Here is a 22,416-nt window from a genome sequence, read left to right on the forward strand (position 1 = left end):
CGGCTGCAACGCCGCCGGACGCGCGGCCCCGGACGACGCACTCCACGCCCGGATGGGAGCGAGGAGAGAGGCCGGAAGAGCGGATTGAAATCACGCCCCCGCGGCGACTCGCGGGATCGCTTCGCGGGGCGATCACGGTATGTTGCCGCGGTGACCTCCTCCTACAATGTCCAGCACGCGCCGGTCGGCGCCTTTGCCTCCTTCACGCTCGGCAGCTTCGACCGCCGGGGCGGCTTCGCCTCCCAGGTGGGCCGCCCGGGAGACTCGAACCTCTACATCGGCTACCGCGAGGGCGACGGGGATCTCTTCCTCCTCCCCTACTTCGAGACGACCCGCGGCCCGGACGTCCCGTTCGGCGTCACGTTGTCGCGCGACACGCACATGCGCCGCGTCTTCGGCGAGCAGGACATCCGCCGCGAGCTCGGCTGGGCCAGCGACACGATCCGCGCCGGCAGGCTCACGCTCGCCATCTACTCGCCGTTCGGCCCGATCCCCGACCCGCGCACGGCGCCGCCCGCCGAGGTCGCCGCGCGGTCCTGCCCGGCGCTCATCGCGCGCATCGAGCTCGACAACACCGGCCGCTCCGAGCCGCTGACGGGCGTGTTCGCGCTCGAGGCGCCGAGCCTGCGCGACCTCGAGACGGCGAGCGACGGCCGCCTCGTCGGGGTCGCCCACGGCCGGCGCTGGGGCTTCGCGGTCCGCCCCGAGGCCGGCGTCCGCGCCTTCCAGGCCTTCTCGCCCGAGCACGCGTTCGACGGCAGCGCCGATCGCCTGTTCCGCCTCGGCAAGACCGGCGGCCTGCTCATCGAGGTCCCCCCGGGCCAGAAGCGCGAGGTCTGGATCGCCCTCGGGTTCCACGACGCCGGCGCGATCACGACCGGCATCGAGGCGCGCTACGCCTACACCCGCTACTTCAAGGGGCTCGAGGACGTCCTCTCCTTCGCCCTCGACCGCCGCGAGGCGCTCGTCGCCGAGGCGGCGCAGCGGGACGAGGAGCTCTCGCGCGCGGCGCTCAGCCCCGCCCAGAAGTGGCTGCTCGCCCAGGCGACGCACGGCTACTTCGGCTCGACCGAGTGGCTGGACACCGCGCTCGACGACGCCTCGCCGCCCGCGCCGCTGTGGGTCGTGAACGAGGGCGAGTACGAGATGATGAACACCTTCGATCTCACGATCGATCACCTCTTCTTCGAGCTGCGCTACGCGCCCTGGGCCGTGCGCAATGTCCTCGACCTCTACGTCGACCGCTACAGCTACCGCGACAGGGTGAAGCGCCCCGGCGCGGCCGGCGAGCTCCTGCCCGGCGGCGTGTCGTTCACGCACGACATGGGCATGAGCAACCATTTCTCGCCCGCGGGCAACTCCAGCTACGAGCGGCCGAACCTCGACGCCGCCTGCTTCAGCTACATGACGTATGAGCAGCTCACGAACTGGATCTGCTGCGCCGGCGTGTACGTCGCGCGCACCGGCGACGAGCAGTTCCTCGAGCGCCACGGGGGCCTCTTCGCCGAGCTGCTCGCGAGCCTGCTCCACCGCGACGCGCCGGAGCCCGGCGCGCGCACCGGCGTGATGGCGCTCGACAGCGATCGCTGCGGGACCGGCGCCGAGATCACGACCTACGACTCGCTCGACCACTCGCTCGGGCGCGCGCGCGGCAACCTCTACCTCGCCGGCAAGGGGTGGGCGTCGTACGTGATCCTCGCGCACCTGCTCGAGCGCCGCGGCGACGCCCAGCGCGCCGCGGAGGCGAAGGCGGCGGCCCGCAAGGCGGCGCGCGCGATCGCGGCGGCCTTCGACGAGCGATCGGGCTACATCCCCGCGCTGCTCGACGGGGGCTCGCCGAGCGCGATCATCCCCGCGATCGAGGGGCTGCTCTACCCGCACGTCATGGGCCTGCTCGACGAGCGCGCCGCCGCCGGCGAGCACGGCGAGCTCGTCCAGGTGCTCCGCCGTCACCTGAACGCGGTGCTCAAGCCCGGGCTGTGCCTGTTCCCCGAGGGCGGCTGGAAGCTCTCGAGCAGCAGCGACAACTCGTGGGCGAGCAAGATCGCCCTCTGCCAGCACATCGCGCGCGCGGTGCTGAAGGTCGACCTCCCCGACCCCGACCGCCACGAGGAGGCCCACGTCCGCTGGCAGATCGAGGGCTCCGGCTACTGGGCCTACTCCGACCAGATGCAGCGCGGCGTGCCCGTGGGCAGCCGCTACTACCCCCGCGGCGTGACTGCCATCCTCTGGCTCGACGAGGCCCCCTCGGGGCAGAAGCAGGTGCGTTCATGAGGGTCCTCGTCATCGGCGGGACGGGGCTCATCTCGACGGCCATCGTGGAGCAGCTCCTCGCGCGGGGCGATCGGGTCACGCTCTTCAACCGGGGCGTGACGGCGCGGCGGTTCGAGGGCGACGTCGACGTCATCGTCGGTGATCGCTGGAAGTACGCCGAGTTCGAGCGCGAGATGCAGCAGCGCACGTTCGACGCCGTGATCGACATGGTCGCCTTCGGGCCGGAGAACGCCGACTCGCTGCTGAGGGCGTTCTCGGGCCGCGCCGGCCACCTCGTCGTCTGCTCGACGGTGTGCGTCTACGGCGGTCCCCTCACGCGCTCGCCGGCGACCGACGACGAGCCGCACCGCCCCGTGACGAAGTATGGCCACAACAAGTCGCGCATCGAGTCGACGCTGCTCGCGGCGAACGGCCAGGGCGGGTTGAAGACAACGATCCTGCGGCCGTCGTTCACGACCGGTGAGGGGCACACCGCCCTCGGCGCGCTCTACTTCGACGACTCGATGGCCGACCGCGCGCGCCGCGGCCTCCCGCTCGTCGTCCACGACGACGGCGCGACGCCGTGGGCCATCGCGCACGTCTCCGATGTGGCCCGGGGGTTCGTGAACGCGCTCGGCAACGAGAAGGCCTACGGGCAGGCCTACCACCTCACGAGCGACGAGCACACCACCTGGGGCGGCATCTTCGCCGCGCTGCAAGAGGCCGCCGGCGGCAAATCCCCCGTGGTTCCGATCCCGACCGACTGGCTCTACGACGTCGCCCCGCGCCGCATGGTCGGCGTCAAGTTCATCTATCAATACGGGTCGATCTTCGACAACAGCAAGGCGGCGCGCGATCTCGACTTCCGGACCACCGTGCCGCTGGTCGAGACCTTCCGCCGCCAGATCGCCTGGTCGGAGCGCGCCGGGACCTACCGGCGCGCCGAGGAAGAGCCCCTTCAGGATGCCCTGATCGACGCGTTCACGAAGGGCAAGAAGCCCGCGCCGGGGCAGGTGCACGATTACAATCCCTGGGGCAACGAGCCCGAGTCCTGATCCGCGCCGCCGCGCGGATCAGGGGATGAGCGGGGTGGCTTCACCATCTCTCGACGCCTCCCCACGAGAACCTTCCGCCAACCACCCTCGCCGGCGCCCCCCCGGGATGCACCTGGGTGAGTTGAATCTTTACCAGGTGCGCTGCCGACTCCCGTCATCCATGCATGAAAGGGGCCGCCTTCACCCCGCAGCCTGCGGGGCTATAGGTTGACGCCCCACGGCGCCGGGACGATGCTCCGGCCCTCGCATGAAGCATTGGAACCGATACGCCAACTGGCTGCTGCTCGCGGCCCTGACCATCCCTGTCCCCGCCTGCGGGGACGACTCCACAGATCCCCCGGCTGACCCGACAGGGTCGGGCGGGTCGGCCGGCGGCGCCACGACCGGGACCGGCGGCGGCGGCGGCGCGGGCGGCTCCGGCGCGGGCACGACCAGCGGCACCGGCACCGGCACCGGCGGTGGCGGCGGCGCGGGCGGCGAGACAGCGTCGGTCGAATGGCCGATGGTGACGAGCGAGATCCCGCTCGACCCCGAGATCGAGGACGCCGTCACCGAGCTGCTCGCGCAGATGAGCGTGGCGCAGAAGGTCGGTCAGATGGTCCAGGCCGAGATCCAGGCGATCACGCCGGACCAGGTCCGCGAGTACCACATCGGTTCGGTGCTGAACGGCGGCGGCTCCTGGCCGGGCGGCTCCAAGCACGCGACCGTGGCCGACTGGGTCGCCCTCGCGGACGCCTATCACGCGGCCTCCACCGACACGACCGGCGCGCCCGGCGAGCACCTCGGCATCCCCGTCCTCTGGGGCGTGGACGCGGTGCACGGCCACAACAACGTGATCGGCGCGACGCTGTTCCCGCAGAACATCGGGCTCGGCGCCATGAACGATCCCGATCTCATCGAGGAGATCGGCGCCATCACCGCCACCGAGGTCGCCGTCACCGGGCTCGACTGGGCCTTCGCCCCCACGCTCGCCGTGGTGCGGGACGACCGGTGGGGCCGCTCCTACGAGGGCTACTCCGAGGATCCGGAGATCGTGAAGAGCTACGCGGGCCGGATGATCCGGGGCCTGCAGGGCCGGCCGGCGGACAGCGCGGACCTGTTCAGCGGCACGCGCGTGGTCGCGACCGCCAAGCACTTCATGGGCGACGGCGGGACCGAGCAGGGCAAGGACCAGGGCAACACCGTCTGCTCCGAGGAGGATCTGCGCGACATCCACGCCCAGGGCTACTTCTCCGCGCTCGCGGCGGGCGCGCAGACCGTGATGGCGTCGTTCAGCAGCTGGAACGGCGACAAGATGCACGGCCATCAGTACCTGCTCACCGACATCCTCAAGGGCCAGCTCGGCTTCACCGGCTTCGTCGTCGGCGACTGGAACGGGCACGGCCAGCTCCCGGGTTGCAACAACTCGCAGTGCGCCGCGGCGATCAACGCCGGGGTGGACATGATCATGGTGCCCAACGACTGGATGGCGTTCATCGAGAACACCATCGCCCAGGTGCAGAGCGGCGAGATCCCGACGGCCCGCATCGACGACGCGGTGACCCGGATCCTGCGCGTGAAGATGCGGGCCGGCCTCCTCGGCCCCAGGGCGAGCAAGGGCGCGCCCTCGACCCGGCCGGCCGCCGGCGACGCCACGCTCCTCGCCGCGCCGGAGCACCGGGCCGTCGCGCGCGAGGCCGTGCGCAAGTCGCTCGTCCTGCTCAAGAACAAGGGCGGCGTCCTGCCGCTCAGCAAGTCGATGAACGTCCTCGTGGCCGGCAAGACCGCGGACAACATCCAGAACCAGTCCGGCGGCTGGACGCTGACCTGGCAGGGCACCGGCAACACCAACGCCGATTTCCCGAACGCGCAGTCCATCTACGCCGGCATCGACGAGGCGATCACGGGCGCCGGGATGAACGGCACCGCGACCCTGAGCCCCGACGGCACCGCCGCGGCCGACACCTTCGACGCCGCGATCGTGGTCATCGGCGAGACGCCCTACGCCGAGGGCCAGGGCGACATTGGCAAGTTCGAGACGCTCGAGCACGCCAATGTCCACCCCGAGGACCTCGCCGTCATCGACACCATCCGCGCCCAGGCGCCGGGTGTGCCCATCGTCACGGTGTTCGTGTCGGGCCGCCCGCTCCACACCAACAAGGAGATCAACCGTTCGGACGCGTTCGTGGCGGCCTGGCTGCCGGGCAGCGAGGGCGGCGGCGTCGCCGACGTGCTCTTCGGCGATCACGAGTTCCAGGGCAAGCTGTCGTTCTCGTGGCCCTCGGCCGACTGCCAGACGCCCATCAACAAGGGAGACGGCGAAGAGCCGCTCTTCCCGTATGGATTTGGCCTCACGACCACCGACGCCGACGTGCTCGGCGACGACCTGCCCGAGGTCTCCACCGGCCACGGCTGCGCGGCCCCGGACCCGGGGATGGCGGGCACCACGAACGAGCCGCTCGAGATCTTCGTGGATGGCGACGAGAAGGGCGATTACGTGCTGCGCATCGGCGGCCCCTCGAACTGGGGCGGCATGGAGGTGGGCATGGGGGCCACCCTGCCCGACGGCGAGGTCAGCGTGAGCACGGTCGACGGCGAGATCCAGGGCAGCGCCATGCAGGTGACCTGGAGCGCGACGGGCCAGATCTACGCGCAGGTCTCGGCGGGGGCGCCCGGGGTCGACCTGTCGCCCTACTACAACTCGGAGACCTCGATCGTCTTCCGGGCGCGCGTCGATGCTCCGCCCGAGGGCACGCTGGTCACGCTGGCGGCCCACTGCGAGTATCCCTGCTCCGGCGACATCAACATCGCCGGTACGCTGACCTCCATCGCGGACGGGCAGTGGCACGAGGTCTCCGTCCCGCTGAAGTGCCTGACGGACAGCGGGCTCGACATCACCAACGTCAACACGCCCTTCCTCATCTACTCGGATTCGCCGATGGACGTGGCGATCGAGGACGTCCGCTGGGAGCCCTTCACCGCCGGCCCCACGCCGACCTGCACGTTCTGAGCCTCTGGATCCCTGATATCGAGGGGCAGGTCCATCGCGAGCTCCAGCGACGCGCCGGCACGCGATCACCGCGCGCCGGCGAGCTCGGCAGAGCGCGCGATCAGGGCAGGTTCTCGAGAGGATCGGTCTTGCCCACGCCCGCGTGCTCCAGCACGAGCGCCTTGACGGCCGCCGAGCTGTCGAGCGGGTAGTCGTACGGGGCGGTCCAGGTGCAGTCCTCGCCGGACTCCTGCGTCCCGCTGGTCTCCTCGAACAAGTTGTCGATGCGGTGCGTGCCGCCGGCCGGGCTGTCGAGCGTGGTGATCGGGTTCTTGACCTTGAAGAAGTGGTTCCCCTCGACCCGGAGGCAGGCGCCGACGCGCGAGTTCACCCCCGACGTGGGGACGTTCTCGAAGTAGTTGTTGAAGACGTGGCCGTTGCCGCCGCGGTAGCTCGGGAGGCGCGAGTTCACGTTGTTGATGCGGTTGTGATGGAAGGTGATGCGGCGATCGCTGTCGTCGTTGTCCGACGAGCCGACCAGCATGCCTTTGTAGTGGTCGTGCAGGTAGGTCCACGAGATCGTGATGTCCGAGGACTCGTGGGTGGCGTCGATGAGGCCGTCGTACTTGTCCTTGTCGGAGTTCACGGCGGGAGAGTCGGCCCAGAGCTCGCAGTGGTCGATCCAGACGTTGTGGCTCTCGTCCATGTGGATGCCGTCGCCGTTGCCGCTGCTGGCGAGCACGTGATGGATCTTCAGGTTGCGAACGATGATGTTGGACGACCTCCTCAGGTTGAGCCCGATCCCCTCGAGCTCTCCGCTCGTCCCGACCCCCACGATGGTCTTGTCCGAGGCGACGTCCACGTCGTCGCCGCTGCCGCTGATCTTGCCGGTGATCTGGATGATCCGGGCGCCCGGCCTCGCGGCCTCTTCCCTCAGGTCGTCGAGCGAGCTCACGGACACGACCTCGCCGCCCTTGCCGCCGGTGGTGCCGTCGCCGGTCGTGGCATAGCCGTAGAGCCGGAAGTCCGCGCCGCCGGGGCTGCCGCCGCCGATGCCGCCGGAGCTGTCCGAGCCGCCGTCGCCGCCGCCGCCGGTGCCGCCCGTGCTGCCGCCCGTGCCGCTGGCGCCGCCGCCTTCACCGCCGCCGCCGGTGCCGGCGGTCGCGCTCCCGGAGCCGCTGCTGCCCGCGATGCTCCCGCCCGTGCCAGCGCTGCTGCTGGAGCTGACGCTCGCGCTGCTGGTCGGCTGGCCCTCGTCGTCGTCTGACGGCCCTGACGCTTCCGTGCCGCAGCCGACCGTCGAGAACCCGATCGCGAACAGCGCAGCGAGGACAACCTGAGTTTCGCACTTCATGAGCAAGCGACCTTTCCGTGATGAGCCAAGCGGATCGCGCGGCGCAGAGAGAGGAGCCGGACAGCGCGCGGGCCGTTCCCGGCGACTCCATGGCGACGCACGCGCCCTTGAATCAGCAACGCACATGCCAGAAGCTCCGAACGGACAGGGGCCGCCCGGATCCGCGCATCGCTCACGGCATCTCCCGCCGTGACGGCCGCGCGGCGTCAACCCGGGGTTGACACGGTGGACACGCGCAGTCACCGCAGCGCGGCCTCGCCCGCTCAACCTGCTGCGGTGTTTCCAACCCCGGTGTCGCCGGGCTCACCGCCGCGAACCGCGGCGAGGCTCAAGGGCCGATGCGTACGAGCCCGACCCGGTCGAGCATGGACCCGTCCTCGCGGCACTCGAACGAGACGATGTGCTTCCCGGGATCGAGCGCGAAGGTGAGCAGCGCTGTGTCGGTCGCCTTCGCGTCGCTGACGATGTCGTCGTGGAACTCGGCGCCGGTGAAGTCGTACTGGTAGCCCAGCGTCGGCTCGTAATCCATGCGGACCAGGAACGAGTTGTCCTTGCCGTCGTCGGGTCCCTCGGCGACCGTGGCCGTGATCTGGTATGTGCCGGCCTCGCTCACCTCGAACGAGCAGTCGACCCGGTCGGCATTGCAACCCGCGTCCTCGGGGACGACCACGTAGCGCCCGCCGCTCGCCTCCGGGTGGGCCGTCCGCGTGAACCTGCCGTAGAGGAGGCACCCCTCGGCCTCTCGCATGTCACCTCCGCCGCCGGACGCGCCCCCGCCTCCGCCGCCGGACGCGCCCCCGCCTCCGCCGCCGGACGCGCCCCCGCCTCCGCCGCCGGACGCGTCCCCGCCTCCGCCGCCGGACGCGTCCCCGCCTCCGCCGCCGGACGCGTCCCCGCCTCCGCCGCTGGACACGCCCCCGCCTCCGCCGCTGGACACGCCCCCGCCTCCGCCGCTCGTCGCCCCTTCCCCCCCCGCGGAGGCCGACGACGTGTCCCACGCCGTGGACAGCCCCTCGAGCGAGCAGGCGGCACAGGCCAGGAGGGGCAGCAACGCCCCCCAGCGCGCCCGCCGCGGCGGGCGCGCGTCAACCACGGTCGCGCGCTCCGGGGAGGCTCGCCCTGCACCGCCTGCCGCGCGACATCGCGTCTCCGCCCCGGGTCCCGAGATCGCTTTCACCTCCCGCCATCATAGCAACCCGCGGACCACCGCCGCGATACAATAGGTCGACACGGCTCCCCCGCAGTCCGCTCGGAATTGCCACCCGAGCGGCGCCCCGGCGGCGCCGCGCCGACCGGGAGCTTCAGCGCGCCGCGGGACGCGCGTAGTCCTGCGCGCGGAAGAACACCCCGTGGACCTCGCCGTCGACAAGCGCCGGCACCAGCGCGCCCGGCAGGACGGACTCGACGTCGTTCGGCGCCTTCGGCCCGCCGAGGTCGGTCCGCAGCCAGCCCGGGTCGAGCAGGTTCATGAGCACCCCGGTGCCGCGCAGCGAAGGGACGGTGTCGCGAACGAACTTGTCGAGCGCCGCCTTCGACGCCGCATACGCCATCAGCTCGGGCTGGTCCTGGATCCCGGACGTCACCTGGACGATGCGCCCCCAGCCGCGCTTCAGCATCGTCGGCAGCAGCCGGTACGTGATCCGGATCGGGCTGATCACGTTCACCTCGAAGCTCAGCCGGTAGTCCTCCGCCGGCGTCTCCGTGTAGGTGTCGCGGAACGGCGTCATGAGCGCGGCGTTGTTGTACAGGATGTCGATCCCGCCCGACGCGGCGATGGCGTCGTCCACCAGGCGATCGACAGCCCCCTGGTCCGACAGCTCGCCCGAGACGGCGCTCACCCGGACGCCCTTGCCGGCGAGCTCCCGCTCGAGCTCCCGCGTGTGCGCCGCGTCGCGGCTGTGCAGGACGACATTGCAGCCGAGCCCCGCGAGGCCGCGCGCGATCTGCGTCCCGATACCCCGGCTCGCGCCGGTGACCAGCGCCCATTTCCCTTGGATTTCCACCGTCATGGCAGCGCCGTTATGACAGATGTCCGTCCCCGCTGGCACCTGAAAGCCTCCCCAGCAGCACCGATTGCTGTTCGGGTGCTGCTGGAGCAGCAGCGCGCCCCGGGCTCCGCCGGGGGACGCCCCGGCAACCGCTCGAAATCTCAGGGTTCCTGCGTGGCACGGCGGCTGCCTGATGCCCGCGTTTGCATCCAGGTGCGATCGTCTCGCCGGATCGCATGCAACTGGAATCTACCCGTACCGTCCTTGGCGAGCCGGAAGGCATCCAGAAGAACCCCATGATCAGGCACACCTCCTTCGCGACCATCCGTTCCGGGCTGCTTGCATGCGCCGCGCTGGCGTGCGCCCTGCTCGGCTGCGATCGCGGCGGCGGTGAGCCGGGCGCCGCGGCCGGGAGCGACGCACGCGCTCCGGCGCGGGCGCAGGACACGCGCGAGGCGGCGGTCGTGCGCCTCGGCTACCAGAAGATCGGCACGCCCTACCTGCTCAAGGACCGCGCGGACAACCTCAAGAAGGCGCTCGAGGCGAGGAACGCCCGCGCCGAGTGGGTCGAGTTCCCCGCCGGGCCTCCGCTGCTCGAGGCGATGCGCGCCGGCGCCGTGGACGTCGGCCACGTCGGCGAGACGCCCCCTGTCTTCGCGCAGGCGGGCGGCGTGCCGTTCGTCTACGTCGCCACCGATCCTCCGGCCCCGAAGGCCGAGGCGATCATCGTGCCGAAGGGCTCGCCGATCACCAGCGTCGCGGACCTGAAGGGCAAGCGCGTCGCCGTCAACCGCGGCTCCAACGTGCATTACCTGCTGATCCGGGCCGTCGAGAGCGCGAAGCTGACGCTCGACGATCTCCAGATCTCGTTCCTCGCGCCGGCGGACGCGCGGAGCGCGTTCGAGAGCGGCAAGGTCGACGCCTGGGTGATCTGGGACCCGTTCCTGGCCGCGGCGGAGCTCGCCGGTGCGCGCGTCCTCCAGAGCGGCGAGGGGCTGGTCGACAACCACCTCTTCTACGTCGCCCGGCGCGAGTTCGCCGAGCAGCACCCGGAGCTCCTGCGGACGGTGCTCGACGAGTACCAGACCCTCAGCGGCTGGGAGCGCGAGCACACGGAGGAGACCTCGCAGATCCTCGCGAGGTCGTCGGGCGTCGCCTACGAGGCGTTCCTCACGTCCTACCGCCGGCGCGCGTTCGGCCTCCTGCCGATCACGCCCGAGATCCTGAAGAAGCAGCAGGACATCGCCGACACGCTCCACGAGCTCGCGATCATCCCGCGCGACGTCCGCGTCGAGGACGCCTTCCTGTCGGCGGCCGCGTACGGGGGCGTCCGATGACGGCCGGCCGCGCGCCCGGCGCGCTCGGCCGGAGCCTCGCCCCGTGGGTCGCCCCGCTCGCGCTGGTGCTCGTCTGGGAGGCCCTGTCCCGCCTGCAGATCCTCCCGAAGACCCTGCTCCCGTCGCCCTCGGAGGTGGTGCTGGCCGCGGTCCACGCCACGACGCGCGGCGACCTGCCGGCGCACCTCGGCGTCAGCGCGCTGCGCGCGCTCGGTGGGCTCGCGATCGGCGCCGGCATCGGGCTCGTGCTCGGCCTCGCCACCGGCCTCTCGCGCCCGCTCCAGCTCGTCGTGGACGGGCCCCTCCAGATGCTCCGCGCCATCCCCGCGCTGGCGCTCGTGCCGCTCGTCATCCTGTGGTTCGGGCTGGGCGAGACGGCCAAGCTCTTCATCGTCGCGGTGACGGTGCTCTTCCCCGTCTACCTGAACACCTTCCACGGCGTGCGCAGCGTCGACCCGCACATCATCGAGATGGCGCGCGTCTACGACGTCCGCGGGCTCGCGCTCTACCGCGAGGTCATCCTCCCCGGCGCCCTCCCGTCGATCCTGGTCGGCCTCCGCTTCGCGCTCGGGCTCTCGTGGCTCGTGCTGATCGTCGCCGAGACGATCGGCGCCACGCAGGGCCTCGGCTACGTCGCGATGAACGCGCGGGAGTTCATGCAGATGGACCTGCTCGTGCTCACGATCGTGCTCTGGGCGATCCTCGGCAAGCTGGCCGACTCGCTGGCGCGGTGGGCCGAGCGCCAGCTCCTGCCCTGGCAGCCTCGATTGCAGCGAATGGACGCGGGGTGAACATGAGCGTGCCGGTCACTCCTCGCCGCGGCGCACGGGTCCTCCTCGATCGGCTCGAGAAGCGGTTCGGCGACAAGCCTGTCCTCTCGGGCATCGAGCTCGACGTCCGCCCTGGCGAGCTCCTCACCATCGTCGGGCGGAGCGGATCGGGCAAGAGCACCCTGCTCCGCATCCTGTGCGGCCTCGAGGAGCCCACGGGCGGCGCGGCGCGCGTCGTGACGCGCGAGGGCGTCACGGGCGGCGCCGCCGTGCGCGTCGTCTTCCAGGAGCCCCGGCTGATGCCGTGGCGCACGGTCCTCCAGAACGTCTGCATCGGGCTGCCGAAGGAGCGCCGCGAGCGCGCGCGCGACGTCCTCGCCCGGGTCGGCCTGCTCGACCGCCAGGACGACTACCCCGGCGTGCTCTCGGGCGGCCAGCGGCAGCGGGTCGCCCTCGCGCGCGCGCTCGTCCACGACCCCAAGGTCCTGCTCCTGGACGAGCCGTTCGGCGCCCTCGACGCCCTCACCCGCATCGGAGCGCAGCGCCTCGTCGAGTCGCTGTGGGTCCAGCACGGCTTCACGGCCATCCTGGTGACGCACGACGTGGAGGAGGCGGTCCTCCTCGGCGATCGCGTGCTCGTGTTCGACGAGGGGCGCATCGTGGAGAGCGTCACGGTGGATCTGCCGCGGCCTCGCGCGCGGGAGCTCCCGGAGGTCGGTCGCCTCACCGGCGCCTTGCTGCGGACGATCCTCGCGTCCGGCGACGGCCCGCCGACGCCGCCCCCGTCGCGCGCGAGCCTCCCTCCGCGGCTGGCGGAGCCCCTCCTGGCCGGCGCGGAGTGAGCTGAAGCCTCCTCCCCGCCCCTCGTCTCCAGCCTTCCGTCGCGCGTCCGCGTGATCGCTCCGGTCCGCTCGCGACAGCGCGGCCCGCGGCTTCAGACGAAGCACCCCTCGAGGCGCGGATCGGTCCGGAGGATCGCCTCGACCTCCGGCGCGCAGTCGCGCGCGGAGAGCACCGTGTAGTAGCCGGGCTTGATCTCCGGCGCGACGCGGACCGCCTCGCGCCACTCGCCGAGCGAGAACGGGTCCGCGCGGATCGCGTCCCAGAAGCGCGTCGCGTCGAGGACGGCGGCGATGGGGTCCGTGTCTCGCCCCTGGAGCCGGCTCACGACGTACGCGGCCGTGCCGACCTGCAGGCCGTGGAGCCGCGGCCGCGCGGAGGTCAGGTCGAGCGCGTGCGAGAGGAGGTGCTCGCTGCCGCTCGCCGGCCGGGACGAGCCCGCGATCTCCATGGCGATGCCGTTCAGCATCAGCGCCGTCGCGAGCAGGCGCATGCCCTCGAGGTCGCGCTCGGGGCGGGCCATGAACTGGAACACGGTCGCGTCCGAGAGCAGGGCGGCGAAGTCGTTGACCGGCTCGCCGCGCGCGTGGAACGCGAGCTTCCAGTCGTGCACCGCCGTCACCTTGGCCACGAGATCGCCCACGCCGGAGAGCCACAGGACCTCGGGCGCGCGCAGGCAGACCTCGGTGTCCACGACCACGCCGAACGGGATCGCGCACGGGAGCGAGCGGCGCCTGCCGCTGACCGTCAGGCTGGCCCCCGGGCTGCAGAAGCCGTCGTTCGAGAGCGACGTGGGCACGGCCAGGAACGGCAGCCGGGCGAGGAACGCGAGGTACTTCGCCGTGTCGAGGGCGCGGCCGCCGCCGAGCCCGACGATGGCGTCGCAGCGCGCGGGCAGCGTGGGCAGCAGCGCGGCGGCCTCCTCGAAGCTGGCCGTGGCGACCTCGCGCCGCGCCACGACCTCGATCGCCTGCCCCGCGAGGCCCTCGAGCATCGCCGCCTCGATGGCCGCGGGTATGCCCGCGCTGGAGAGCAGCAGGACGTGCCGGCGCGCCGCGCGCGCGAGGTAGAGCCCGCTGCGCGCGAGCGCCCCGGGCTTGATGCGCACCAGCGTGGGGATGCCTACCTGGGTCGGGCCGAGCATGCGGTGTTCTTACGCTGGATCACACCGGATCACACCCGCCGCCGCGCCGCGGCCCGCCTCCGGCTGACCTCCAGGCCGCGGCCCAGGCTGCGCAGGACGAGCAGGTCCTCGCCGAGGTCGACGTCGACAAGCGCGGGGGCGACCTCGGGGCGGACGCCGGTGAGGATCGGCCGGGAGCCGAGGAGCTGGATCGCGCGCGCGAGCTGCTCCAGGGCGGCGGCGCCGTCCGGATCGAGCGCGTCCGCGCCGGTCACGTCGAGGACGACGTGGGACGCCCGCTGCGCGACGATGGCGGGCAGGAGCCGCTCGCCGAGCTCGCCGCCGCGCTCGGCGTCGAGGCGCCCGATGAGCGGCACGGCGAGCGTGCCCCGGCCGACGTCGAGGATCGGCGCCGAGAGCTTCAGGATCTGCCGCCGCTGCTCCTCCACGAGGGCGAGCGAGCGGTTGAGCTGGTCGATTAGCCGGCCCTGCTCCTCGATCTGCCCCTCGGCGCGGCGCTGCGCGGTGACGTCGAGCTGCTGGATGAGCACCGCGGGCGCGCCGGTCACGGGGTCGGTCGTGCGGCGCGCCTCCACCTGGTGCCACCGCTCGCCGTCGGTCGTCAGGACCCGCACCTCCCCTGCCCAGGGCGCGTCGGCGTCGATCGCGCCGCGGATGGCGGCGCCCACGCCCTCGTCCGGGAACGCCGCGTCGATCTGCGGCGCGTCGCCGAGGGCGCGCAGGGCCGCGGGGTTGTGGAAGAGCACCGTGCCTTCGCGATCGACGACGCTGACCAGCACCGTCGAGTGGCGGACCGCCTCCACGCCGCGCACCATCGAGGCGTCGGCGCCGGGCCGCCGCGGGAGCGCCTGGAACAGGATGGCGAGCCGCCCGTCGTCGAGGCGGATCCCCTGGCCGTGGAGGGTGACGGTCTCGGGCGTCCCGCGCGGGTAGAGGGTCCAGTCCTCCACGACCGTGCCGCCGTCCGCGAGCACGCGGACGTAGCCGTCGAGCCGCGCGCGGACGGCCGGGGACAGGTCCGAGAGGTCGCGGGCGAGCAGCTCGGCGCGCTCCGTCGCGCGCCAGAACGGGACGGCCTTGGCGTTGGCCCAGGGGAAGCGGTAGCGGTCGTGGTCGTAGACCCAGGTCGGCAGGATCGACAGCTCGAGGGCCGACAGGCGCTGGTCGAGGGACGTCATTTCGGAGCGGCACGTCATACGACGCCCTCGACCGCCCTGCACGCAACTATCTGCGCTGCGTCACTGGTGCGGCTGGTTCACGTAGGGGTCGCTCCCCGCCTCCGCGTAGCCCGCCACGGACTCGGGGCTCGAGTCGACGGCCAGCTTGCAAGCGCTCCTGAGGGTCACGTTCGAGTTGTAGAACTGCACCGCCTTGATGTCGGGATACTGCTTCAGGGCGTCGACGACGCCGCGCATCCACGCGCCCTTGCGGTCCGGGTCTGCCGGGTCCTCGTGGCTGGAGAACTCGCTGATGATGTACGGTTTTTCGCCGTGCCATGCCCGCTGCGCGGGCTCGTGCATCCACGCGTAGTGACTCCCGAAGGTGGTCGCGGGGTCCTTCCATCCCCCGCCGTTGCATACGTAGAAATTGTAGGGGTCGTATCCGAGCCAGTCGATGTAGCTGTCTCCGGGGTAGAGGGCGGGGAGCCGGGCGCGCGTGCCGCTCCAGCCCATCGGGGTCCATACCCACACGACGTTGGTCGCGCCCGCCTCGCGGAACATGTCGACGATGCGCCGGTAGGCGCGGACGTAGTCGGCGTCCGGGCCGTCCGCCGCGTGGACATCGACGTTGTCCATCTCGTGATCGAACGAGATCATGAGCTTGCCGGGCGCGTTCCTGGCGCGCTCCGCGGCCGCCCGGATCACGGCGTCTTGCGAGCCGTTCGCGATCTCGGTCCACGTGACGTTCGTGCCCCCCGAGTAGCGGCGCGACTCCCACGACAGGTGGAGGATGTATCCTTCCCTCATCTGCGCCGTCTCGTACCTGTCCGGGAAGACGCCGTTATCGGCGGTGCCCCAGTCGTGGTAGCGGTACACGATGTCGAGCTTGCGGCCGGCCTTTCCCTCGAAGTCCTTGATCGCGGCGCCCCAGTCCCAGCCGTAGTTCTTCGCCGAGTTGTACGCGCCCCACCAGGCGCCGTTCCGAGGCACGAGCTTGTCTGACACGACGGGCTCGCCGTCGGTGGATGAGCCGCCGTCCGCGGTCGGCGTGCCGCCGTCCGCGATCGTGCCGGCGTCCGCGGGCGTGACGTCGATCCACACGATGGAGGACACGAGCGACCCCTGGCCTGCCGAGTTCTCGAAGACGAGCTCGGTCCGGAGCTGGTCGCCGTTCCTCACCTTGAGGCCGCTGAACGTGTCCCTCAGGTTCTGCTGCATCGCGCGGAGCGCGCGCGCCGGGCCGGAGCCGACCAGGGTATCGCCGTCGTAGAGGTTGACGCGCACGGTCCCGGCGCCGCCGTCGATCGTCCAGGCCTGGTAGTTGACGACGACCTGGGTCGTGCCGCCCGCCGGAGCGCCCGAGTAGCCGAGCGTCAGCGACGCCTTCGCGGACCCGGGTGAGCTCCGCGCGAACGTGCTGCCGCCGTCGCTCTCCACGAACGAGGTGCCGTCGTCGACCAGCGCGTAGATGGGCGCCGTGCCGCCGCCACCCCAGATCTTCGTGAGCGCGACGTCGCTCGTCGGCTTCAGGCTCACCGCGGCCGCGGCGGCGGACGCCTGCTGATCCATCGGTTCCGAGCCGGCGAGCTCTCCGGAGCCGCAGGCGGCGAGAAGCACGGGGACGGCGCACAGGAGGATTCGTTGACCGGTCAAGGTGAAGCGAGAACGAGAAGTCATCATGGGATGATAAAAAGCACGTGTGAATCGAAGATCAAGATATTGAGCGAATTTCGCAGCTTCTTCAGCGACGCTGCACGCGCGCGCCTCGACATGACACCTTGTGAGACGTCGCGTTCAGCGTCGATCACCGCGCATCCGCCGCGCAAACCGGGGATTCCACGGAGCGCGCCGCGCAACACGCGCACTGGACTGTTAAGTAATGTGATGTCCTGGAGAAGAGTTGTAACGCGCCGCCGCCTGCCCCCGGCGGGCGCACAGGGCCTCTCCTCGCCCACCGCCCGCGGTCCGTCGCCGGGCGTCGTGATCGCCCGATCAGCGGGTGATCTGCCAGAGCAGCTCGAGCAGCTCTTCCACGACGAGGCGCCGGTTCTCCCAGGTCGACGCGGGCGCCACGGCGCTCGCGCGCCTCGCCGCGTCCCTTGTGAGCTCTGCCTGGCGGCGCGCGCGCTCCGCCTCCTCGGTCTGCTGCTGTCGCGCCCTCGCGGCGCCGCCCGACGCGACGAAGGAGAGGAGCTGCGGGAGCTCGCCCCGGTCGAACCAGGTGCCGTGTTCCCTGCAGATGTCGACGATGATGCCGCTCTTGCCGGCGAAGTTCTTGCGGTTCATCGGCTGGCGGCAGGCCGGGCAGCGGACGTAGCGCACGCGGACGTCGACGTGCTCCGGGCGCCGCGGCGGCCTCGGCGCGCTGCTGCCGTAGCTCTCACGTCGCTCCAGGAGGTCGCGCAGGAGCGCGTGGTCGACGAGCTGGCCGCCGCATCGGCCGCAGTCGCGCAGCAGGCCAGTCGCGGCGTGGAAGGCTGAAAAGGGCTCATCGCAGCTGGAGCAGCGGAGCGCGTCGGGCTCCGCGATCGGCTCCAGGCCGAGCTCGTGCCCGCAGCCGTCGCAGCGCTCCGCGTCAGGCACGTTGAGCTGGTAGCAGCCGCCGCAGCGCAGGGTGGCGAGCGGGCCAGCGCACCCGGGATAACAGCGCCCCTGCGCGTCGACGAAGAGACCGCAGCGCGGACACGTGGTGCGGCCGGCGTCCATCCCGTGATTCTAGAAGAACGCCGCGCGTCCGAGAAGCGGCGCGGCGGGCGCGCTCGGGCAGGGCGCCGGCGTGGCCTTCGGGTCGTTGGCGCGGCGCGGCGTCAGCGCAGCGTCAGCGCACTCGCGCGGGGCGCGCCGCGGGGTTGGAGCTCCGGGGGCGGACGGCCGGCGGCGTGCTGGAGCGGCGCCCGAGCTTGCGCAGCTCGCCGCGGAGATAGCCCATCGCGACCTCCTCGTCGTGGAACACGAACACGTTGTCGTTGTTCTCCTCACGCAGGAGCCGGTTCACCTGCAGGGCGCCGACAGCGGTCCGCACCAGGATGGCGACGCAGGCGAACTCCTGGACGAGCATGCTGCGGGTGCGCATCGTCGCGGCCTCGAAGGCCGGGTCGTTGTTCATCGGGGGCTGGCGGAGGTCGATCAGGTGGCCGAGGCTCGCGCGGTCGAGCGACTCGTAGATCGTGAGCGCCTCGGTGTGGACCCGGATGAAATCGTCGGGCGACGGATACGGGACCTCGGAACGCGTGCTCCGGACGAGCGCGAGGTCCTCCTGCAGGATGACCGTCAGGTGCTCGTTCTGAAGCAGGACCGACATGCCCAGAACAGGATAGCGAGCCGGCGGCGAGCTGGCACTGAAAAGCGCTGCGATTTCGAAGACGTGGCGGCGTTGTCGCGTCGGGAGTGACCGGAGCGGCCCCCGGCGATCCCCGACGGGCCGATAGCCGGCTGCGAGGCGTTCTCGTTGCCCGCCGGCGGTGTCGGGGACTACGCTGCCACACCGTGGTCAAGCTGAAGCGCCTCAAGATCCACCGCTACCGCAATGTGGAGCCATGCGAGCTCATCTTTAGCGACCGCCGTAACGTCCTGCTCGGCCCGAACGGCGCGGGCAAGACGACGCTGCTCTCGCTGATCTCGAAGATCCTCCGGACGAGCCTGACCGACCCTGGCGACCCGTTCTCGATCGAGCTCGAGCTGACGTTCCCGCAGGGATCGCTGAGCGGGACGATCGCGAGCCGGGAGCCAGAGGCCAGGCCGGCGGAGCTCTTGCAGCTGCCGCCGATGGCTCGCGCGGGACGCGAGGGGGCGTATGCAGCCCTCGAGATACCGGATTTTCATCTTGATCTGTATATATCGGACCTTCAGACGACAGTATCGATCCGCCGCTTGAAAGATCAGATTGCTATCGAGGGGGCAGATCTTGACAAAGAATGGCCGGTACGCGTTGCAGAAGGCCCCATGGGACTTCTCCACACAATTTCGACCCTTGTGACCGTGGCATCCAAGATGCGCGTCCACATCAACCTTTGGGCCGACCTCAGGAGCGCCTGCCGCTTTGACGAATCGCTAGATACGTTTCGCGCACTCACAGCAAGATCAGATGACGCCGACATCTCGAAGGATGGCCTTCGGCCGCGCATTCGCCTCTATCGATTCAGAGACAGACTACAATCCGCACCAATTTCAGCCATCAACCCTGACCATGGAATCGTCCCGAAAGGAATCCTAGACATCATGAAGCTCGGATTGCCCGAGGGAGCAACCGACTATTCCATGGATGACAACGACATCACTTTTCTCTCGGAGGTGGTACGCCTACTCGGCCTGCGTTCCGCCATCGCAAAAATCGAGCTCATCGACAAGGTCGTGGCAGGAGGAGACCCGCCGGCAGAGCACTTCGACTTTGGCAACCTCAAGTTCTGGTTCACCCGCCGCGACGGATCGATCTTCCAGGACCAGCAGCTGAGCTACGGCCAGAAGCGCCTGCTCGCGTTCCTCTACTACCTCGACGCGAACCCCAGCTTCGTCATCGCCGACGAGCTCGTGAACGGCCTCCACCATGCGTGGATCGAGGAGTGCATGAACGCCATCGGCGATCGACAGGCGTTCCTCACCAGCCAGAACCCGCTCCTGCTCGACTATCTGTCCTTCGAGTCCGCCGAGCAGGTCAAGGAGAGCTTCATCCTCTGCCGCAACCAAGCCGATGGCGACCGCGAGCGGATGATCTGGCGGAACATGACCGACGACGAGGCCGACATGTTCTACCGCGCCTACCAGGTCGGCATTGAACACGTCGGCGAGATCCTGCGGACGCGAGGGCTCTGGTGAGCGTCGCCCGGTGCTCGCTCCTGGTGCTCAGCGAGGATTCAGCCGAGGGCGCGCACGAGACGCTGGTCGCGCTGGCGAAGAACATCTTCCGCCTCGTCGACAGCAGCTACGACTGGCAACGGGTCCGATTCGAGCCACCCGAGGGCGAGGGCGTGCGCAAGGCCCTCCGCGGTAATCTCTGGAAGAGCCGGGAGCCGCGGGACTACCGCGCTCGCCTCGATTTGATCGGGTACATCGCCACGAAGCTCCTCGAGGGCGACCGCGCCTTCGTGCTCTACCACATCGACGGCGACCGCCCCTGGACGGAGCGCGAGGCGAGCGAGAACGTCGCGAAGTTCCGCAGCTTCATCGAGACCGATGTGCGCCAGTTCGTCGAGCATCGTCGCCTACAGGGCGGTCGCGCCTCAGCCGGCGAACTGGCGCTGTCGCAGCTCCTCCTCCTCGTGCCCTACTACAGCATCGAAGCCTGGCTCTTCCAGAACACGCGCGCCGGAGCTCGGTTCTGCGCGGAGAACGCGGCGTGCCGGGGCAAGCACGTCCCCCTGTTCCAGGCGTGGGCGAACGACCGAGGAGCGCTGGATGAGGTCGTGAAGCCCAAGAACCAGGTCTGCTTCAAGGGCAGCCACAACCGCCAGCTCGCCGAGGGCCTCGACGTTGAGGCCGTCTACTACGCCGGAAAATCCCTCCACCACGCGGTGGAGTCGCTCCACCAGAACGCCGCGCTCCTCGCCGCCCTCGCCGCCACCCGCCCGCCAGCCTGACGCGGCCGCGCGCCCCCGGCCCCCCCGGCCCCCCGGGCCGCCCACCTCACTCGAACCGCAGCGCCTCCACCGGATCGAGCCGCGCCGCGCGCCGCGCCGGGCCCACGCCGAACGTGATCCCGATGAGGATCGACACCCCGAGCGCCAGCCCGACGGCGTACGGCGGCACGATGGTCGCCCACTCCCCGAACCGCGACAGCAGCACCGCCGCCCCATACCCGAGGCCCACGCCGGCCACGCCGCCCGCGAGCGACACGACCACGGCCTCGACAAGGAACTGCCGCAGGATGTCCCGGCGGCGCGCCCCCACCGCCATGCGCACGCCGATCTCGCGGGTTCGCTCCCGGACCGACACCAGCATGATGTTCATGATCCCGATGCCACCGACGATCAGCGACACCGCCGCCACGCTGCCGAGCAGCGTCGTGAAGGTGCCCGTGATCTGCCCCATCGTCGCGAGCATCTCGGCCTGAGACCGCACCTCGAAGTCGCTCGCCTGATCCGGCCGCAGCCGGTGCCGCAGGCGCAGGAGCTGCTCGAGCTGCGCGATCACCACGTCGGACCGATCCTCGCTCGCGAGCTGGAGCGAGATCGTCGACAGGTGGTCCTGCCCGAACAGCACCGACCGGTGCGTCGACAGCGGCACGAACACCCCGTCGTCCGGCGAGCCCATGCCGGAGCCCTTCTCCGCGAGCACCCCGACCACCCGGAACGCGCTCCCGTTGATCTGGAGCCGCGTGCCGAGCGGCGAGGCGCCGGGGTAGAGCTGCCGCGCGACGTTCGCGCCGAGGATGACCACGCGCGAGCGCTGCTGCTCGTCGAGGTCGGAGAACGGGACGCCGCTCCCCATCGCGAGCGAGCGGACCTCCAGGTACGCCGGCGTGATCCCGGTGACCGAGGCGTTCAGGTTGCTCGCCATGTACCGGAGCTGCGCGCTGCCGCTCCGCTCCGGCGCGACGGCGGCCACGCCGTCGAGCCCCCGCAGCGCCTCGGCGTCGTCCTCGGTCAGCGTCTTGACGGTGCCGGAGCGGACCCCGCTCGCCGACGCCGATCCCGGGCGCACCATCAGCAGGTTCGCGCCGAGCGACCGGATCCGCCCCTCGACGCTGCTGCGCGCGCCCTCCCCGATGCCGAGCACCGCGACGACCGCGGCCGTCCCGATGATCATCCCGAGCATCGTGAGCAGCGTGCGCAGTCGGTTCGAGGCGAGCGAGCGCCACGCGCTCTTCGCGGTCTCCTTGATCAGCATGCGCCCTCCATCTCGCTCGCGTGGAACGCCGCCACAACGGCGCCCGCCGGGCCGTCGGCCACGATGCGCCCGTCCTTCATGTGGATGGCGCGCGCGAGCGACCGCGCCACGCCGAGATCGTGGGTCACCATCACGAGCGTCGTCCCGTCCGCGTTCAGCGACAGCAGCAGCTCCAGCACGTCGCGCCCCGTCCGGCTGTCGAGCGCGCCCGTGGGCTCGTCGCACAGGAGGATCGACGGCCGCGTCACGATCGCCCGCGCGATCGCGACGCGCTGCCGCTGCCCGCCCGAGAGCTCGGACGGCAGGTGCCGCGCGCGCGCCGCGAGCCCCACGCGCGCGAGCGCGCTCTCGGCCAGGGCGCGGCTGTCCTTCACCGCCCCGTAGAGGAGCGGCAGCTCGACGTTCTCCGCCGCCGTCATCCGCGGCAGCAGGTTGAAGCTCTGGAACACGAACCCGATGTGCTTGTTCCTGAGCCCCGCGAGCTCGTCGTCGTCGAGCTCCGCGACGTCGCGCCCCCCGAGCCGGTACGTGCCCTCCGTCGGCCGATCGAGGCAGCCGAGGATGTTCAGGAGGCTCGACTTCCCGCACCCCGACGGCCCGATGATCGCCACCGACTCGCCGCGGCGCACCGCGAAGCCGATCCGGTCGACCGCCCGCACCGCGAGGTCCGCGCGGTCGGCGTGGTACACCTTGGAGAGACCCTCGACGAAGACCGGGACGTCCAT

At 71.0% G+C, this 22,416-nt stretch carries 18 protein-coding genes; 8 read left to right on the top strand and 10 right to left on the bottom strand.

Translation table 11 applies throughout. The features are described 5' to 3' along the window. The first annotated feature begins 150 nt into the window (after window positions 1-150). The 3 genes from WME96_RS24760 (at window position 151) to WME96_RS24770 (ending at window position 6,297) form a co-directional block, all read left to right on the top strand. Window positions 151-2,274 carry a glycoside hydrolase family 52 protein gene (locus WME96_RS24760; RefSeq protein ID WP_437284057.1) on the top strand — a complete coding sequence of 708 codons (2,124 nt, stop codon included), beginning with the start codon at window positions 151-153 and terminating at the stop codon, window positions 2,272-2,274. Further along, the gene (locus WME96_RS24765; RefSeq protein WP_437284058.1) at window positions 2,271-3,308 is read left to right on the top strand and encodes an NAD-dependent epimerase/dehydratase family protein; all 1,038 of its coding nucleotides are present in this window, start codon (window positions 2,271-2,273) and stop codon (window positions 3,306-3,308) included. Before WME96_RS24760 ends, WME96_RS24765 begins: the two co-directional genes overlap by 4 nt. Window positions 3,309-3,555: 247 nt before the next feature. Continuing rightward, window positions 3,556-6,297 carry a glycoside hydrolase family 3 protein gene (locus WME96_RS24770; protein ID WP_437284059.1) on the top strand — a complete coding sequence of 914 codons (2,742 nt, stop codon included), beginning with the start codon at window positions 3,556-3,558 and terminating at the stop codon, window positions 6,295-6,297. A 100-nt stretch (window positions 6,298-6,397) separates the two neighbouring features. Here the strand turns inward: WME96_RS24770 and WME96_RS24775 are convergent, their stop codons facing one another. The 3 genes from WME96_RS24775 to WME96_RS24785 all read right to left on the bottom strand — a co-directional run bounded on the left by WME96_RS24775 (window position 6,398) and on the right by WME96_RS24785 (window position 9,639). Next, a complete protein-coding gene (locus tag WME96_RS24775) occupies window positions 6,398-7,630 on the bottom strand; it encodes a pectate lyase family protein (protein ID WP_437284060.1) in 1,233 nt (410 codons plus the stop codon). A gap of 328 nt (window positions 7,631-7,958) precedes the next feature. Beyond that, the gene (locus tag WME96_RS24780) at window positions 7,959-8,723 is read right to left on the bottom strand and encodes a hypothetical protein (protein ID WP_437284061.1); all 765 of its coding nucleotides are present in this window, start codon (window positions 8,721-8,723) and stop codon (window positions 7,959-7,961) included. 208 nt (window positions 8,724-8,931) lie between these two features. After that, on the bottom strand, window positions 8,932-9,639 hold the full coding sequence (locus tag WME96_RS24785) for an SDR family NAD(P)-dependent oxidoreductase (protein ID WP_437284062.1): 708 nt from the start codon (window positions 9,637-9,639) through the stop codon (window positions 8,932-8,934). Between the two features lie 275 nt (window positions 9,640-9,914). On the opposite strand from WME96_RS24785, the gene WME96_RS24790 reads away from it, so the two are divergent. Genes WME96_RS24790 through WME96_RS24800 form a run of 3 tightly spaced genes read left to right on the top strand, consistent with a single transcriptional unit; the run spans window position 9,915 to window position 12,567 of the window. Continuing rightward, window positions 9,915-10,955 (top strand): sulfonate ABC transporter substrate-binding protein, encoded by a 1,041-nt coding sequence (locus tag WME96_RS24790; protein WP_437284063.1) that lies wholly within the window; start codon window positions 9,915-9,917, stop codon window positions 10,953-10,955. Continuing rightward, window positions 10,952-11,746, top strand: a complete 795-nt coding sequence (locus WME96_RS24795; protein WP_437284064.1) for an ABC transporter permease subunit — start codon at window positions 10,952-10,954, stop codon at window positions 11,744-11,746. The genes WME96_RS24790 and WME96_RS24795 overlap by 4 nt, the downstream gene beginning before the upstream one ends. 2 nt (window positions 11,747-11,748) lie before the next feature. Then, window positions 11,749-12,567 (top strand): ABC transporter ATP-binding protein, encoded by an 819-nt coding sequence (locus WME96_RS24800; protein WP_437284065.1) that lies wholly within the window; start codon window positions 11,749-11,751, stop codon window positions 12,565-12,567. Window positions 12,568-12,659: 92 nt separating this feature from the next. Here the strand turns inward: WME96_RS24800 and WME96_RS24805 are convergent, their stop codons facing one another. From WME96_RS24805 to WME96_RS24825, 5 genes are all read right to left on the bottom strand, one after another. Beyond that, window positions 12,660-13,709: an iron-containing alcohol dehydrogenase family protein gene (locus WME96_RS24805; RefSeq protein WP_437284066.1), complete on the bottom strand. Its 1,050-nt coding sequence runs from the start codon at window positions 13,707-13,709 to the stop codon at window positions 12,660-12,662. Between the two features lie 29 nt (window positions 13,710-13,738). Then, window positions 13,739-14,887: an STAS domain-containing protein gene (locus WME96_RS24810; RefSeq protein WP_437284067.1), complete on the bottom strand. Its 1,149-nt coding sequence runs from the start codon at window positions 14,885-14,887 to the stop codon at window positions 13,739-13,741. A gap of 60 nt (window positions 14,888-14,947) precedes the next feature. Then, window positions 14,948-16,522, bottom strand: coding sequence for a glycoside hydrolase family 26 protein (locus tag WME96_RS24815; RefSeq protein ID WP_437284068.1), 1,575 nt, complete (start codon window positions 16,520-16,522; stop codon window positions 14,948-14,950). Between the two features lie 339 nt (window positions 16,523-16,861). Further along, window positions 16,862-17,575, bottom strand: a complete 714-nt coding sequence (locus tag WME96_RS24820; RefSeq protein ID WP_437284069.1) for a zf-TFIIB domain-containing protein — start codon at window positions 17,573-17,575, stop codon at window positions 16,862-16,864. Window positions 17,576-17,687: 112 nt separating this feature from the next. Beyond that, window positions 17,688-18,170, bottom strand: a complete 483-nt coding sequence (locus WME96_RS24825) for a hypothetical protein (RefSeq protein ID WP_437284070.1) — start codon at window positions 18,168-18,170, stop codon at window positions 17,688-17,690. A 185-nt stretch (window positions 18,171-18,355) separates the two neighbouring features. Here WME96_RS24825 and WME96_RS24830 point away from each other — a divergent pair, with 185 nt between their 5' ends. After that, on the top strand, window positions 18,356-19,681 hold the full coding sequence (locus WME96_RS24830) for an AAA family ATPase (protein ID WP_437284071.1): 1,326 nt from the start codon (window positions 18,356-18,358) through the stop codon (window positions 19,679-19,681). Next, complete coding sequence (locus tag WME96_RS24835; RefSeq protein ID WP_437284072.1) at window positions 19,678-20,442, top strand: hypothetical protein; 765 nt, start codon at window positions 19,678-19,680, stop codon at window positions 20,440-20,442. The genes WME96_RS24830 and WME96_RS24835 overlap by 4 nt, the downstream gene beginning before the upstream one ends. A 46-nt stretch (window positions 20,443-20,488) precedes the next feature. Here WME96_RS24835 and WME96_RS24840 read toward each other — a convergent pair whose 3' ends face one another. Then, entirely contained in the window at window positions 20,489-21,691 is a 1,203-nt protein-coding gene (locus tag WME96_RS24840; protein ID WP_437284073.1) for an ABC transporter permease, read from the bottom strand. After that, window positions 21,685-22,416, bottom strand: coding sequence for an ABC transporter ATP-binding protein (locus WME96_RS24845; protein ID WP_437284074.1), 732 nt, complete (start codon window positions 22,414-22,416; stop codon window positions 21,685-21,687). The genes WME96_RS24840 and WME96_RS24845 overlap by 7 nt, the downstream gene beginning before the upstream one ends.

It is taken from the genome of Sorangium sp. So ce406 (assembly GCF_051474675.1).
GTDB lineage: Bacteria > Myxococcota_A > Polyangia > Polyangiales > Polyangiaceae > Sorangium > Sorangium cellulosum_G.